At 43.3% G+C, this 15,997-nt stretch carries 18 protein-coding genes and 1 pseudogene; all 19 read right to left on the bottom strand.

The window, feature by feature from the left end; genetic code table 11:
* Positions 1 to 29: 29 nt before the first annotated feature.
* Complete coding sequence (locus QMA13_RS12970; protein ID WP_282941821.1) at positions 30 to 506, bottom strand: flagellar basal body-associated FliL family protein; 477 nt, start codon at positions 504 to 506, stop codon at positions 30 to 32.
* Positions 507 to 728, bottom strand: coding sequence for a flagellar FlbD family protein (locus tag QMA13_RS12965; RefSeq protein WP_282941819.1), 222 nt, complete (start codon positions 726 to 728; stop codon positions 507 to 509).
* 61 nt (positions 729 to 789) lie between these two features.
* On the bottom strand, positions 790 to 1,611 hold the full coding sequence (flgG, locus tag QMA13_RS12960) for a flagellar basal body rod protein FlgG (RefSeq protein WP_282941817.1): 822 nt from the start codon (positions 1,609 to 1,611) through the stop codon (positions 790 to 792).
* A 90-nt stretch (positions 1,612 to 1,701) separates the two neighbouring features.
* Positions 1,702 to 2,079 (bottom strand): TIGR02530 family flagellar biosynthesis protein, encoded by a 378-nt coding sequence (locus tag QMA13_RS12955; RefSeq protein ID WP_282941815.1) that lies wholly within the window; start codon positions 2,077 to 2,079, stop codon positions 1,702 to 1,704.
* Positions 2,076 to 2,525, bottom strand: a complete 450-nt coding sequence (gene flgD, locus QMA13_RS12950; protein WP_282941814.1) for a flagellar hook assembly protein FlgD — start codon at positions 2,523 to 2,525, stop codon at positions 2,076 to 2,078. Before flgD ends, QMA13_RS12955 begins: the two co-directional genes overlap by 4 nt.
* 33 nt (positions 2,526 to 2,558) lie before the next feature.
* Positions 2,559 to 4,019, bottom strand: coding sequence for a flagellar hook-length control protein FliK (locus QMA13_RS12945; protein ID WP_282941813.1), 1,461 nt, complete (start codon positions 4,017 to 4,019; stop codon positions 2,559 to 2,561).
* A gap of 27 nt (positions 4,020 to 4,046) precedes the next feature.
* The gene (locus QMA13_RS12940; RefSeq protein WP_282941812.1) at positions 4,047 to 4,970 is read right to left on the bottom strand and encodes a MotE family protein; all 924 of its coding nucleotides are present in this window, start codon (positions 4,968 to 4,970) and stop codon (positions 4,047 to 4,049) included.
* A 24-nt stretch (positions 4,971 to 4,994) separates the two neighbouring features.
* Entirely contained in the window at positions 4,995 to 5,435 is a 441-nt protein-coding gene (gene fliJ / locus QMA13_RS12935; RefSeq protein WP_282941811.1) for a flagellar export protein FliJ, read from the bottom strand.
* Positions 5,436 to 5,444: 9 nt separating this feature from the next.
* Positions 5,445 to 6,767 carry a flagellar protein export ATPase FliI gene (fliI, locus tag QMA13_RS12930; RefSeq protein WP_282941809.1) on the bottom strand — a complete coding sequence of 441 codons (1,323 nt, stop codon included), beginning with the start codon at positions 6,765 to 6,767 and terminating at the stop codon, positions 5,445 to 5,447.
* Positions 6,768 to 7,586, bottom strand: a complete 819-nt coding sequence (locus QMA13_RS12925) for a FliH/SctL family protein (RefSeq protein WP_282941808.1) — start codon at positions 7,584 to 7,586, stop codon at positions 6,768 to 6,770.
* Positions 7,579 to 8,595, bottom strand: a complete 1,017-nt coding sequence (gene fliG / locus QMA13_RS12920; protein ID WP_079910269.1) for a flagellar motor switch protein FliG — start codon at positions 8,593 to 8,595, stop codon at positions 7,579 to 7,581. Before fliG ends, QMA13_RS12925 begins: the two co-directional genes overlap by 8 nt.
* An 11-nt stretch (positions 8,596 to 8,606) precedes the next feature.
* Positions 8,607 to 10,199 carry a flagellar basal-body MS-ring/collar protein FliF gene (fliF, locus tag QMA13_RS12915; protein WP_282941805.1) on the bottom strand — a complete coding sequence of 531 codons (1,593 nt, stop codon included), beginning with the start codon at positions 10,197 to 10,199 and terminating at the stop codon, positions 8,607 to 8,609.
* A gap of 49 nt (positions 10,200 to 10,248) precedes the next feature.
* Entirely contained in the window at positions 10,249 to 10,548 is a 300-nt protein-coding gene (fliE, locus tag QMA13_RS12910) for a flagellar hook-basal body complex protein FliE (protein WP_282941804.1), read from the bottom strand.
* Between the two features lie 35 nt (positions 10,549 to 10,583).
* Positions 10,584 to 11,029, bottom strand: a pseudogene (gene flgC / locus QMA13_RS12905) (flagellar basal body rod protein FlgC).
* Between the two features lie 3 nt (positions 11,030 to 11,032).
* Complete coding sequence (gene flgB, locus QMA13_RS12900; protein ID WP_282941803.1) at positions 11,033 to 11,437, bottom strand: flagellar basal body rod protein FlgB; 405 nt, start codon at positions 11,435 to 11,437, stop codon at positions 11,033 to 11,035.
* 217 nt (positions 11,438 to 11,654) lie between these two features.
* Entirely contained in the window at positions 11,655 to 12,428 is a 774-nt protein-coding gene (gene codY, locus QMA13_RS12895; RefSeq protein ID WP_282941802.1) for a GTP-sensing pleiotropic transcriptional regulator CodY, read from the bottom strand.
* Positions 12,429 to 12,479: 51 nt separating this feature from the next.
* Complete coding sequence (gene hslU, locus QMA13_RS12890; RefSeq protein WP_282941800.1) at positions 12,480 to 13,874, bottom strand: ATP-dependent protease ATPase subunit HslU; 1,395 nt, start codon at positions 13,872 to 13,874, stop codon at positions 12,480 to 12,482.
* A 22-nt stretch (positions 13,875 to 13,896) separates the two neighbouring features.
* Positions 13,897 to 14,442 (bottom strand): ATP-dependent protease subunit HslV, encoded by a 546-nt coding sequence (gene hslV / locus QMA13_RS12885; protein WP_282941799.1) that lies wholly within the window; start codon positions 14,440 to 14,442, stop codon positions 13,897 to 13,899.
* Positions 14,443 to 14,659: 217 nt separating this feature from the next.
* Positions 14,660 to 15,988, bottom strand: coding sequence for an FADH(2)-oxidizing methylenetetrahydrofolate--tRNA-(uracil(54)-C(5))-methyltransferase TrmFO (gene trmFO / locus QMA13_RS12880; protein WP_282941798.1), 1,329 nt, complete (start codon positions 15,986 to 15,988; stop codon positions 14,660 to 14,662).
* Between the last annotated feature and the right edge of the window lie 9 nt (positions 15,989 to 15,997).

Genomic DNA, 15,997 nt, shown 5'->3' with positions numbered 1-15,997 from the left:
CTCCTGTACGAGTGTCTATTGCCTCCTACTTACTGGAGCACATTGTCCGTGATCCAAATTTGTTTGATTTTTCCGGAGGATAGTAGTGGATTCATTTTATTCATAAGGACCGAAGTCAGATTGTCGAAGCCTTTACTTCCCTGAACCTGATCAGGTGACATATCGGCTAGCGTTTGTACGATGATGGCTTTCATTTTGAAATCCAGCTTCTCGAACTCTTCCTTGGCCTTCTTATTTTCCATCTCAAAGGCAAAGCTCGCTTTAATAAATCGATTGTTCGCTGCGAGGTTTGTCAAAATATCTTTCATGATCACAGTGTTTTCTTTGGTTTCATCTGGTGACACTTTTTTGCTTGGTTTCACTTGATTAGCAGAGCTAATCGCTTGGTCTTGCGAGTTTTGATTTCCCTTATCCATATAATTCCACAAAATGAAGGCAGCCGTTAAAATTAAGGTTATAGCTATAAGTATGGCAACGACCAACAGGAAAATTCGACTTTTTAACAACTACAACCCCTCCGAATCCAAACTCTTGATGGTTCCAACGATCGACCCTATGGACTGCATATACTGCGTCACAAGTTGTACGACATCGGTAACAGGTTCCAATACGGTTATTTTTTTGCCGGTCGTTAAAGTGATCATCGTATCCGGCGTATCTTCTATACTTTCAATCAATATGGCATTAACGATAATGTGCTTGCCATTGAGTCGAGTAAGTTGAATCATAAACAGCCTCCGATAGAAGAGTTAGGGGGAGTGAAGCTAAGTACGCTCCCCCTTGAATTAGTTATCGTTTGAGATTAACAACCTCTTGAAGGATCTCATCGGATGTAGTAATGATTCTTGAGTTCGATTGGAATCCGCGTTGTGCGACGATCATCTCAGTAAACTCAGATGTTAGGTCAACGTTAGACATTTCCAATTGTCCAGCAACAATGGCACCAGTGCCGGTAGCGGGATCATTTGGAATGGATGTACCCAAATCAATATCATCGATATGAGAGTTCGCGGTTTTACGATATAAGTTACCCCCAACCTTTTCCAAACCGGCAGGGTTTGGAACCTTGGTTACCGCAATCACGTTAGCAGCACTTGTTGTACCATCCGCTTTGGTTGTGATCACTTCACCATTTTGTGAAATGGAGAATGCTGTATCGTCATCTTCCAGAGCAATAATGCCGCCTTGAGTATTCAATACAAACATACCATCCGAAGTAACCAATTGACGGTTTGCATCAATAGTAAAATTACCGGCACGGGTTAAGAACATATTATCCGTTGTTCCGTCGGGTGATACGGCGAAGAATCCATCACCGTCAATACGTAAATCGGTAGGTACGTTAGTCGTCATTGCGCTACCAGGTGTATGTACGGTATCGATGGAGCTGATCGCAACACCTAAGCCGATTTGCTTCGCATTCACGCCGCCTTTTGCTCCAGCCTCTGGAGCCGTAACACCTGCAACGGATTGGCTAAGAATATCTTTGAACATAACTCTTCCCGCTTTAAAACCGATAGTGTTAACATTAGCGATGTTGTTACCAATTACATCCAGCTTCGTTTGAAACCCTCTCATACCGGAAACGCCTGAGTAAAGAGATCTTAACATGCAACGTTGCCTCCCAATTTGTTGGTTTGATTATTTCGGTTGCTTCGATCGTTCCACAACCGAGGGCCCCCTCTCGGTCCAGCCCGTTATTTAAGAAATAATGACTGCACTATCGATTTGGGTAAATAAATTATCTTTCATCGAAGCGCCATCGACGGCAGTGACTACCGTTCTATTTTTAATGTTAACGATTAGAGCCGTGTCATTAATCAGCATCAGAGAATCCTTGGCGCCTTTGGCAGCTGCCTTGTCAATCGCGGATTGAATCTTGGCCAACTGCTCTGGCTTAAATTCGATCCCTCGTTGTTGAAGTCTCTCCTCTGCATGATGACTGAATCGAACCATCTGGTTTTGCAATACAGTCTGGAATGAATTCGCCTTTGCGGGCGACTGCAATTCCGTTCTCTGGAGTCTAGAGGTTCTTATGCTACCGGGATATAATTGTCCGACAGATATTCGATCGGTCATTGTTTCTCCTCCGGATTAGCAATTTGAGTCACTTGATCCAGAGCAATTTTTTCTTTATCTACGACTGCAAACTGTGCTCCGTCTTTAACGACAATAGAATCTACGACACCGGTTTTCGGAACAGTCTCGCCTTTCTCATTTGTCGTATTCCAAGTAATCGATTTGCCAATGAGACCTGAAGCAAAACCTAACGATTGCCGCAGCAATTTCATTTCATTACTCATATTGGTCAGCTGTTCAACAGAAGTGAACTGAGCCATCTGAGCAATGAATTCCTTATCCTGCAGTGGTTGCGATGGATCCTGGTTTTTCAACTGAGCGATCAGAATCTTCAAGAACTGGTCTTTCCCTAGATCATTGCTTTTCGTTTCTTTTGCCACGTTGCTTACATTTGTTTTTGCATAATAGGGCCAAACATTTTTGGTGCTTACGGATGAATCCGACACGGTTTCACCTCCCAGGCGTTCACATAGCTTTCTTTATGCCGTTACATCGATTGAAGTTCGTCCCATCCCAGATAGGATTTGGGCAGCCTTCGTTTCTTGCTCTAGCTCTTCTTCAAGAGAAACGGCTTTGTTCGTATTATTATTTTTTTGTTGTTTAGCAAATTGCTGCTGCTGTTGTCTCTGTTCCTGGAATAAGCTTGATTGTAAAGATGGACTTTGTGTTACTTCCAGCTTATCTACTTGAATGCCTTGATTTTGCAGCGTTGCTCTAAGCTGTGACATTTGACTTTCAAGCATTTCTTTACCACTCATGCTTTCTGCAACGAACTGAGCAATTAATTGTCCGTTATGCATAGTAAGCTTGACATCAACTTGACCCAAATGCTGTGGATAAAGCGACAACTTCGCTTCCGTAATCCCTTCAGCAATCGCATTAACTGTAAACGACTTCATAACGAATTGACTCATATCTTCGGTAAATGTAGGAGCCTGCATCAACAAAACCGGAGTTTTAGCAGCATGAGTGCCACTAGAGACTTGCTTAAGATATTCATGCATCGGAACAGCAGGGCTATCCGAAGCTGCTTCAGCAAGATCCACCAACGGTTCAAAAAGCGGTCCATCATTCATGTCTTGTGGTACTTCGACCTTCAAAGGAGCCGTCTTTGCGGCCAAATATTCAAGATTGGCGTTAACCGCCGGTGCAGCTACTGCTTGCTGCAGGGTGTTATCCTGAACAGGCTGTACGAGAACATTATGGCTGTTTACGATATTTTTCAAACCTGTAACGATATTCTGCAACGATGGAGAGTTTGTTTTAGTTTGAATCGTTGCTTGATCTTTCCCGGGTTCAAGAAGCTGCTTAAGATCCTTTAGAATGTCCTTCGCTTCTTGTTTGGAAATAGGCTTAAGCATTTGCTCTACCGCAACAGCAGGCTGCTGCTCAAGCACAGTTTCAGTGTCTAGCGGAATGAATAATGCTTGCGCTGTACCAGCATTTTTACCCGCTTCAGCAACTTCTGTTGAAGGATCAAGAAGAAGATCAGAACTTGAATCGTCATTAGATAGCTGAGATGTAACTGCTTGAGGTTGCTGTTGTAGCAATAATGCTTGGATTTGCGAGAGCCAAGCTTGTACATCGGGATTTTGCAGTAAAGCCGCAGCATCCTCCGAATTTGAATTCAAAAGATCTATTAAAGCATCAAGCTGCTTCAATGAATCTTCGGAAACTGGCGATTGCTGTGGTGCAGCATTGGCCGTTGTGCTCCCCAACTGTTGAATCAAAGCATTCAAACCAGGAATTAACGCTTGAGCCGCAGTACCTTCCGCAGCAGCTGCTCCCGAAATCATTCCAACTAAGGCAGCCGAGAAGCCTCCTGAGGCTTGACCAGATGTTGAATTCGATAATCCTGCACCAGCCGCATTGGTACCTGCACTTGCACTAGAAGAACCAGATGTCGTAACATTGGCTGGCATCTGAGCTTGAATTTCCATTATGTGTATTCACCTCCTTCCCCTTATTTATTGTACGAGTCGAGCCGAAATGAGCGCTGCTGTTTCTTTAGATTGTTCGGATATTGCCGTTAACACTTTGGAACGTCCAGCGCTATCCATTGAGCTCAAAATCGAGATCACTTTGTCAGAATTCGAAGTTTGCATTTCCAACAATACGGTTGCTGCACTCTTAGGTGTCATATTGGAAAAGGTCGCTCCCAGATCATCTTTGCTAATTTTTTGCGTGGCTTTCGGATCTGGCACCGCTACTTGTTTCAATCTTTCCTGCAATGCAGCTATTTCACGATCCTTTACCGGTGTCTGATCCTTTAACAAAATCGATGCATCCGCTGCTTTTTTCGGATCCATTTTTTCCAATACTTTCACCCGGTCATCCGTTTTCATCATGCTCAGAACCAGCACGAGCTCAGAGGTTAACAATTCCTCCATTATAGGTGCCGATTTTGAAGGAGTCATCTTAGCGTACATCGATGCTAATTGTTGAATTTGTGTTGCATACTCGTCATCCGAGAGTGTCTTACTTTTTACTTGTTCCTCAAGGGTACTGTTTTTCAACTGCAGCTCTTTAATCGCTTGATCCCGTTGATTGAGCAAGCTGTTCGTTTTGCTAATTTCTTGATCTTTTTCGTTCAGTTTTGCATTTAATGCCTGGATCGTGTCTTCCTGAGACTGAGCAGGCGCCGCATCCTGTCCTGCTGATCCTGTTGCTGCTTTATTATCCGTCCCTTTAGTTTTTGGTTCGGGAACAATACTGCTGATTACCGGAATTTTGTTCGCTGTTCGCAGCACATTATTCATGACATCGTAATCAAAAATAGTCAACAATACGCCAAGAAGTACAGCTGTAAAAACAAACGGGATTAAAAACCAGATGAGAAACCGTTCCATTGCCCCATACGAAGAGGTATTTTCCACATCCATATCTGACATTATCCTCACCTCCATGTCCTTGGGTTATGACAATCTCCGGAACCGGTTCGTTGCCATTTCGTCCAGTTGATCCTGCTCTTTTTTCAGAACATTCATTGTAAATCGCTGATAGGCCTTTTCCTTCGCTTTGCTCCAAACCTTTTCTTCCAATACTCTTCCAGCCAATACATCTTGCTTTACATTGACAACTTGCTTGGCTTGTATAAGATCTTCATTCTTCAAAACAATTTGTTGGTCGATATGCTCAACATACTGCTGAAGCAGCAACATCTGTGAAATCGTAGCCTTATTGGCGGAAACTTCATGAATCTGCTCATACACTCCGTCTTTAGCTGTATGCAGCTCGGATAAGCTCGATTCCTCCTCGCGCATTTTGCCAATGGCTTGTGACAATAACCATTCCGCTTGCGTCTTTTCATTGGTTTTCAGATCGACAATTTTTTGAAATGCATAACGGAAACGCATAGATTATGTTCACCCTTTGCTAAATTCTACAATAAGTCTTTCCTGAGCTTCGCTAAATGTGAGCTTTTCATCGACTGTCTGCTTGGTATAATCCCATATGGATTGTATATATTGCAGCGAAGTATCAATTTCCGGATTTGAACCTTTTTGGTACGCCCCTATATTAATCAAATCCTCCGAATCCTTGTAAATAGATAAGAGACGTTTTAGATTTTCCGCTGCCAGTTGATGCTCCTTGGAAACAATTTCCTTCATGACACGACTGACACTGGATAATACATCAATGGCTGGATAATGGCCTCGGTTGGCAATGTTACGATCAAGCACAATGTGCCCATCTAAAATACCGCGAACCGCATCAGCAATAGGCTCATTCATGTCGTCTCCATCCACCAGCACAGTATAAAATGCCGTAATGGAACCTTTTGGCCCCGTACCTGACCGCTCAAGTAGCTTAGGTAATGTAGCAAATACGGAAGGTGTATAACCGCGAGTTGCAGGCGGTTCACCGACAGCCAATCCAACCTCACGCTGAGCCATAGCGTAACGTGTAACCGAATCCATCATCAGCATGACATTCAATCCGCGATCTCTAAAATATTCAGCAATACTCGTGGCAATCAATGCACCTTTGATTCGGATTAATGCAGGTTGATCAGATGTAGCAACGATGACGACGGATCGAGCAAGCCCTTCCGGGCCAAGATCTCGTTCGATGAAATCCAATACTTCCCGGCCACGCTCCCCGATAAGGGCGATTACGTTAACGTCGGCTGAAGTATTTCTCGCAATCATGCCCATGAGAGTACTCTTACCAACACCCGATCCGGCAAATATACCTACACGCTGACCTTTACCGATAGTAAGCAGTCCATCGATACAGCGTACTCCAACACTGATCGGATCGAGCACACGAGGGCGTTTTAGCGGATTGCTTGGCGCATTGTGTGTTGAATACTGTGTCATTCTCGATGACAAGAAAGTACCGTCCAGCGGTTGCCCAAGGCCATCGAGCACTTTGCCTAATAATTCATGACCAACCTGTACGGTCAGCGGCTTTCCAGTCCCTACTACATCGCAACCAGGTCCGATGGAATGCAGCTCGCCTAGAGGCATTAGCAAAACCTTGTTATTTTTAAATCCAACGACTTCCGCTTTCAAAGGCTCGCTCGACTTTAATGGGTAAATATAGCATACATCGCCAATACTGGCATCGGGTCCTTCCGATTCAACCGTAAGTCCGATAACCTGCGTTACCTTTCCGTTCACTCGAACAGGATCAATTTGTCTCAGATGTTCGATATATTTGAATACGTCTGGCACCTGATTCATCTATGCTCCCTCGTTTCTAACCGCAAGATGCTGAAGTACATTCTTAATTTCATTTAATTGCGTATCTATCTTCGCATCGATACTGCCAAAATTAGAACGGACAACGCAGCCATGATCATGTACGGAAGGATCTGGGATGATCTGTAATTCCGCTTGAGAATCAATATGCAGCAGCAATTCTTCACGGGCATCCTGAATATAGGAGAAGTGTGCCGGTGCTACGCAAAGCGTTATGATTCCTTTTTCTCTCCTGCGGGATAAAATGGATTGAATCAACTCAATAATCCATTCAGGCTCCACGGTCAGCTGTCGAGAAATGATTTTCTCAGCAATCGCACAGCTTAACTGAATAAGAAAAGGCTCTGCTTCTTGTATGATTTGCTGTTTTAAGCGATACGCTTGATCCAATATTTGCGATGCTTCCTGGAGCATTTCGTTATACTGCTCTCGAAGATGCTCTTCCGACTCTTTCAAACCATTTTCATAGCCTTGTCGGAAACCATCATCTTTTAATTGTACTTGCAGTTGCTCATCATTCTCACGCTGTTCATTCCACCATTGCTGGATTTCTGTTTGAGCTTGCTCACGAACTGCTGCCGCTTCATCCATAGCTGCACGAACCTGTTCTTCGGCAAACGTCTGAGCATCTTGCAGTAATTGCTCCTTCAATTCCTGAAGCTCGTTCCATTCACGCTGCTGCTCTTCGTTCAAACCGTCCGATGAAACGTAATCTTCAGTCAAATGTTGTTTTTGCGCAACTTCGACGATCTTTTTATCGTCTAACGATATGTACTGTGCATACTTGATGACATTAGACAATAATATCATCTCCTCCACCGCGGGCTATGATGATCTCACCAGCTTCTTCTAGACGGCGAATAGTTGCAACGATACGCGTTTGTGCCTCTTCCACATCACGTAAACGAACAGGTCCCATAAATTCCATTTCTTCTTTGAACGTTTCGGCCATTCGTTTGGACATATTTTTGAATATGGCATCTCGCACTTCTTCGCTGGCCACTTTGAGCGCCAACTGTAAGTCTGCATTTTCAATATCACGGATAATTCTTTGAATAGAGCGGTTGTCGATATTGACGATATCTTCGAAGACGAACATTCTTTTCTTGATCTCTTCTGCCAATTCAGGATCTTGGATTTCCAAGGAATCCAGAATCGTTCTTTCCGTACCGCGATCAACGCCATTCAATATTTGAACGATTGCAGCAATACCGCCTGCATTGGTATAGTCTTGTGTTACGGTTGCGGAAAGCTTCTGCTCCAACACTCGTTCAACTTGACTAATAACTTCTGGAGATGTGCTATCCATTAATGCGATACGTTTCGCAACATCCGCTTGTTTATCCTGCGGTAACGAAGACAAAATAATGGATGATTGCTCCGGCTGCAAGTAAGCAAGAACTAAAGCAATAGTTTGAGAATTCTCATTTTGGATAAAATTCAATATTTGAGCCGGGTCTGCTTTTCTTGCAAAATCAAAAGGTCTGACTTGCAGCGTCGCAGTTAACCGATTAATAATATCCAACGCCTTTTGAGATCCAAGGGCCTTTTCCAAAATGTCTTTTGCATAAGCGATGCCGCCCTGTGAGATGAATTCCTGCGCCAAGCATATTTGGTGAAACTCGGCTAAAATCGATTCTTTCTCAATACTGTCGACCTTTCTAACGTTCGCGATCTCTAAAGTCAGCTGTTCAATCTCTTCATCGCGTAGATGTTTAAAGATTTGAGCTGAAACTTCCGGACCGAGACTGATCAACAGAATAGCAGCTTTTTGACGACCCGTTAATACTTGCTGCTGCACTTTAGCCAACGATCACACCTCTATTCATCTACTAACCATGTACGAAGCAGGTTGACAAATTCCTCCGGTTTTCTTTTCGCCAAGGTTTCCAACTGCTTGCGAACTTGATTATCATTAGTCACATTATCAATATCAATGGTCGGGAATTCCAGCTTTGTTGGTTCCGCTTCGAGATCCTCGAGAGCTTCTTCCTTAGCTTTACGACGTCTCATCCAAATGAATGCCCCTGCCGCAAGAAGCGCTAGTGCAAGTCCGCCTAAACCACCATACAACAGTAATGAATTGTTATTATCTAATTGATTTTGTGTAGTCCGCGCGAATGAATGCGGGAATACCGAAACTTTTTGCAACAAATCCGCTTCTGTCAGCGTTTGCTTATTATCAGCTAGTGACGCTCTAACCACGTTGACCAAGATTCGTTGAACTGCATCTCTAGTTTCTTGAGTCAAAGAATTCGGATCTGCCGGATTTGGTGGTTCAATTCCTACGTTAATGGTTAAATCTTTAACAACGTAGGGTGTTGAAATAATATCGTTCGTAATCCGGTTCACTTCGGAGTTCACAGTCTTTTGAAGTTCCTCGGATTTGGACTTGCCGTTATTGTTGCTGCCAGGATAACCTGGAACATCTGTTTGCCCTGTACCCGGTACGCCACCGGTTGAAGCCGTTCCATCACTGGTATAATTCTTCTGAATTTCCTGAACGGAAATTTCCAAGCCTTTTTGATCTACTGTATTCGGTGCGGTAACCAACTGCTGGTGACTGTTCATTTGGTCAAAGTTCATAGTCGAGAATACTTGAACAATAACTTTATCCTTACCGAGAATAGCCGCCAACATCGACTGCACATTTTTCTGAATATCGTTTTTGAATTGGTTATTAATTTCAAAATTCTGCAGAGCTGCGTTAGCGTTTGTGATTTTACCGTTACCCTTCGAATATTCCAGCGGTTCACCGTTTTGATCCGAAATCGTTATGTTCTCTACCGGTAATCCTTTTACACTATGTGAGACCAAATTGTACATCGTGTCGATTTTGGCCTGATCTAATTGATAGCCTGGCTTAACATTTAGAACTACGGAAGCGGAAGCCTTCTCTTTATCAGCGCCTTTAGGTAAAAACACGCTTTCTTCCGGGATATTGATCAGGACTTTGGAACTGCTAACCGCATTATTGGAATTGATCAACTGCTGCAGCTCACCTTGGACTGCATTAATATATTTGACGTTAAATTCCTTGTCCGTCGTTCCGAAGGTACTGCTTTTCCCGAACTCTCCGTAACCAATGCTGCCATTTTTGTTTAGCCCTTGGGATTCAACACCCAATTTCACATTAGCTACTTCGCTGCGAGGAACTCCGATGTTTTTGCCGTCTTCGCTTAGTTGATAAGGAATTTTGGCACTATCTAGATATCCTTTAATGGCTGCCGCATCACTCGGCTGGAGATTCGTATACGCTAGTGCGTATTCAGTCTTCGAAAAATTATAGCTGATGATCCCGAGTGTTAATATGACAAGGATCACTGTCGCTGAAAAAGTTATCTTTTGTGCTTTACTGAATTGATTCCAGTATTGCTTGACTCGATTCCAATACTGGGTAATATTCTCGTTCACTATTTCACCCCATCTGAATGACCGTCGCTAGTGATCCTCATAGTACGTTTTAGACTTGCGTTCTCATGATCTCTTGGTACGCCTCGACGACTTTATTGCGCACTTGAACTGTAAGCTCTAGCCCCAAAGACGCCTTTTCCGACGCGATCATAATCTGGTGTACGTCTGATGTTTCACCTTTTGCAAACTGATTATTCAACTTGTCGACTTCCACCTGCTGTTCCTTCAATTTGTTCATAGCATCGGTTAAGAATTGGCCGAACTGTTCGGATACTTCTGCAGCACTTTTGCTTTTAGGAGTCGATGGTGCTGAAGCTTGCAACGGCTGTAGACCCAGTTTTTCAATCATGATAACTATTCTCCTTTAACTAAATGAGTTGTTCGTTATTTACCAATCTCCAAAGCTTTTGAAATGAAGGATTTTGAAGCATTCAGTGCAGTTACATTCGCTTCATAGGATCGAGTTGCAGATATCATATCTACCATTTCTTTAAGCACGTCAACATTCGGCATCATGACAAATCCATTCTCGTCAGCATCGGGGTGAGTCGGATTGTAAACCTGCTTAAAGGAGAAGTATCATCAATGATTTTAGTAACTTTGACCCCTTCTCCAACTGAATCCGATTGGGCGTTTTTAAGCGCTTGATCAAATGAAGGCTGCTTAGGCTCAATAGTAACTAGCTTTCTTTGATAAGGAACCCATTTGCCGTTAACCATCTTGGCTCTAGTGGAATCGGCATTGGCTATGTTGGATGATATCACATCCATTCGGAAGCGCTGTGCTGTTAATGCAGAAGAACTTATGTCAAAGCCATTCGTTAGTTTCATCTATTAAACTCGCCCTCCAATAGCCGTTCTCGCTTTTTTGATTTCACCGCTGACTTCTTGAATCATAACGTTATATCTAAGTTGATTTTTTGCTAACAGAGACATTTCGTAATCCACATCGACGTTGTTTAAGTTGTTGTTAATTGCCGACGAATTATCCCGTACAATCTGAGGATCCGGTGCTGCAGAACGTCCGATGTAGAAATGACGTGGATCCGTTCTGTAACCCTGTAGAGAGGAACTTCCATTTAGCTCATTTTGTAATAATTCCTCAAAACGCACATCTGACCGTTTGAAGAGCGGTGTATCCACATTGGCGACATTGTCCGCAATAACACGTTGACGCATTGAAGCTGCATCCAGTGAACGTTCTAGCTGATTAAATGACGGCTTATTAAGAATATTCATACACGATCCTACCTTCATGGTGATGTTTAGTTTGTACTATTCAACAGATTATCTCCAATATCCTCCTTTCTTCGACATATTCATCGAAAAATAATGTGGATAATTGGAATAAAATGTAGTCGCCCAGAACTATTTCTATAATGAAGATATTAGCATTTTATTACAATATGAAAAAAGCCCTATATTTGAGCTATAGGGCTTAAAACCTGCATATTTACTATATTTTTAAACTTTGAATGCCTTGTATGAGCTGGTCGTTTAATACGCGTATATAGGTCCCCTTCATTCCTAGGGAGCGTGTTTCGATGACACCGGCACTTTCCAATTTCCTTAGTGCATTAACAATAACCGACCTCGTTATTCCGACACGATCCGCTATTTTACTCGCTACCAGCAAGCCTTCCGAGCCTTCCAATTGTTCAAAAATATGTTCAACCGCTTCCAGTTCGCTGAATGAAAGCGAGCCAACAGCTACTTGAACCACGGCTTTGCTTCTTGCTTCAATCTCAACCTGCTCGGCCTTTTCTCTCAATATTTCCATGGCTACAACCGTCGAACCATATTCTGCTACAATCAGATCGTCGTCGATAAATCCACCCGCACGCCTGGTTAAAATCAAGGTTCCCAAACGGTCTCCGCCGCCGATTACCGGTACAATGGTTATGTAAATGCCATCTTCCGGTACTCTATCGCTAAATACATTATAATCACTCAAGGCAGTCATATTGGAAGAGGTTTCCTCTACCTTTAACAACAGCTGATTATATTCATGAGGAAAACGATTCTCAAACAATACGGTTTCATTCAAGCTTTCGCCGGATTCTGAATCGGTTAGGGCTTTTCCTAGTACTTTCCCTTTCCTGCTTACAACAAAAATATCCGCCTGCAATATATCCCCAAGCACTTCAGCCATATTCATAAAGCTAACCGGATTCCCTGCTTCCTTCTGAAGCAATTTATTTAATCTTCTTGTCTTCGTCAACAATGTCATGATACTGCCTCCCAAAGCGACTAGCTTAAAGTGCCGCGCACCTTTTAATCTTTATAATATATACTGGCTTAAGTCGCGGTTCTGCACGATGTCCGTCAGCTTTTCACGAACATATTCCGGTGTAATTACAATTTGTTCTAATGTAATTTCTGGTGCCTCGAACGATAAATCCTCAAGCAGCTTCTCCAATATCGTATGCAGTCTTCTAGCACCGATATTATCCGTATTCTGATTCACATCCGCTGCAATTTTAGCTATTTCTTCAATAGCCTCATCCGAGAATTGAACCTGAATTCCTTCGGTTTCCAGCAATGCCGTATACTGTTTAGTTAAGGCATGTTTTGGTTCTTTCAAAATGAGTACAAAGTCCTGTTGCGTTAAGCTGCTTAGTTCTACTCGAATAGGAAAACGCCCTTGAAGCTCCGGAATTAGGTCTGAAGGCTTAGATACATGGAACGCCCCTGCTGCTATGAATAAAATATAATCCGTTTGGATTGGACCGTATTTGGTCATGATCGTAGAACCTTCGACGATAGGAAGAATATCTCGCTGTACGCCCTCTCTTGAGACGTCAGGCCCGCCGCTGCGACCACTACTGCAAATTTTATCAATCTCATCAATAAAAATAATGCCGTGCTGTTCCGCAAGCGCAACTGCATCTTGAATCACTTCGTCCATATCCAATAGCTTTTGAGCTTCCTCTTGGATTAAAAGCTTGCGAGCCTCTTTTATCGGCAACTTACGCTTTTTCGTTTTTTTGGGCATAAAATTACCGAACAGCTCTTGCATATTCATACCAGCTTGCTCGTTGCCTTGACCGGATAGCATATCCAACATAGACGGAGAATTGTCCTCGATCTCAATCTCAATGATTTGCTGCTCGAGTTCTCCCTTAGCTAAACGTTCTTTAACCTCATGTCTACGCGCTTGAACGTTCTGATCCGCCTCAGGCTCGTGAGTCTCGTTGGAAGATTGGTTACCGAACAGCATTTCAAGTGGGTTACGCTGCGTCTTCGATTTGGATGATCCCGGTACGAGGATGGCTACGATTCTCTCATTGGCCATCTGCTCCGCCTTGTCCTTCAGCTTATCCGTCCGTTCAGCCTTGACCATACGAATGGAGGTTTCAACCAAATCTCTGACCATTGCTTCCACATCGCGGCCGACATATCCCACTTCTGTAAATTTTGTTGCTTCCACTTTGATGAATGGGGCATTGACCAACTTTGCGAGTCTACGAGCAATTTCCGTTTTCCCTACACCGGTTGGTCCAATCATGAGTATATTTTTAGGCACAATCTCATTGCGAATCGTTTCATCCAGTAGACTTCGACGATACCGGTTACGCAAGGCAACAGCCACTGATTTTTTGGCTTTTTTTTGTCCGATAATATATTTGTCCAGTTGGGCGACAATCTCTTTTGGTGTCAATGCGGTATGCTTCAAGGGATTCCCTCCTAATTGTCGTCTACTCGATTTCTTCAACAATAATATTGTGATTGGTAAATACACATATTTCTGCTGCCATAGTTAATGCGGCATGAGCAATTTCTTTAGCACTCATTTGCGGTGCATATCTATGAAGTGCTCTTCCCGCTGCCAAGGCAAAGCTGCCTCCTGAGCCTATCGCTAGAATGCCGTCATCCGGTTCGATAATCTCACCATTGCCGGATATTAAAAGCACACCGTTCGCATCCATCACGATCATCATCGCTTCAAGTCTTCTCAATACACGGTCTGAACGCCATTCTTTGGCGAGCTCAACCGCAGAACGCTGCAAATTGCCATGATGCTCCTCAAGCTTAGCTTCAAATTTCTCAAACAATGTAATAGCGTCCGCAACCGAGCCGGCAAATCCGGCAATTACTTTACCACGGTATAGTCTGCGAACCTTTTTAGCTGAATTTTTCATTATCATACTGTTTCCGAACGTTACCTGACCATCTCCGGCAATAGCAGACTTTCCATTATGACGTATGGCAAATATTGTAGTAGCGTGAAAGGTTTGTTCCATGTAAGATATACCTCCATAAGAAAACAGTTTTCCGGCAAATTTGCAATGATAAACTTGTTTCATGCTTCCTTTTATTCAGGTATTCAATAGAAAAACCTCGTTCGAGGACGCACAAACAGAGCAGCCGCGATGCAGAGGTTCGTTAAATCAAGTATCCAATTTAAAGCAACATGATACAAACGTTCAAAAACAATTTTATAGTATCATAGTAAAGCTTTTACTTACAAGTGGAATTGTATTCGTTTTGGGAAAAATTCTGAATTTTCTCAATTGCACGTAAAGCAATTTTTTCATAACGCGTTTTCTTCACTTTGATCCTCTCATCAAGAGGTGGAAGCAAGCCGAAATTCGCGTTCATTGGTTGAAAATGCTTGAAATCAGCTGTAGTAATATAATGTGCCATGCTGCCCAGAGTCGTATCTGGAGGAAGCACTAGGCAATCCAATCCTTTAGCATAGCGAGCTGCGTTCATACCTGCAATTAATCCGGATGCAGCTGATTCTACGTAGCCTTCTACACCGGTCATTTGGCCTGCAAAAAATAAGTTCTCACGCTTCACAAATTGATAAGTAGGCTTAAGCAGCTTGGGAGAATTAATAAATGTATTCCTATGCATGACGCCGTAACGAACAAACTCTGCATTCTCAAGCCCTGGAATTAACGAGAATACCCGCTTCTGCTCTCCCCACTTCAAGTGAGTCTGGAAACCTACCAGATTGTATAACGTGCCTGCTGCGTTATCCTGGCGAAGCTGAACAACGGCATAGGGAAGCTCATTCGTATGCGGGTTCATCAAACCTACCGGCTTCATAGGCCCGTACAGAGCGGTTTGCTTACCTCTTTTGGCCATGACTTCAATAGGCATGCAGCCTTCAAAGTAAATTTCCTTCTCAAATTCTTTAATGGGTGCGACCTCGGCAGAAATCAAAGCTTCGTAGAAGATGTTAAACTCCTCTTCCGACATTGGACAGTTAAGGTAAGCTGCCTCACCTTTATCATAACGGGAAGCCAAGTACACTTTGCTCATGTCGATCGAATCTTTCTCCACAATTGGAGCAGCCGCATCATAAAAGTATAAATATTCTTCTCCCATCAAGGACTGCAAATGGGCTGAAAGCGATGGAGAAGTCAATGGGCCTGTAGCCACAACAGTAATGCCTTCTGGTAGTTCCTGAAGCTCTTCATTACGCACTTCAATAAGTGGATGGTTACGAAGCATCGAAGTGACTTCAGCTGAGAACCCATCCCTGTCTACAGCAAGAGCCCCACCGGCAGGTACCGCATGCTTGTCCGCACTGCGCAAAATGAGTGAATTCAAAATGCGCATTTCTTCCTTAAGCACACCCACGGCATTAGTCAACCCGTTAGCGCGGAGCGAATTGCTGCACACCAGCTCGGCGAATTGATCGGAAATATGGGCCGGTGTCTTTTTTACCGGACGCATTTCATATAGAATAACGGGCACTCCCTGACTGGCAATTTGCCATGCGGCTTCGCTGCCAGCCAGACCGGCTCCGATTACAGTTACTTTCTGTATTTCTGACAAGATGCTTAC

The sequence above is a fragment of the Paenibacillus sp. RC67 genome (genome assembly GCF_030020805.1).
Taxonomy (GTDB): Bacteria; Bacillota; Bacilli; order Paenibacillales; family NBRC-103111; genus Paenibacillus_S.
This window is presented reverse-complemented; position numbering and strand designations above follow the sequence as displayed.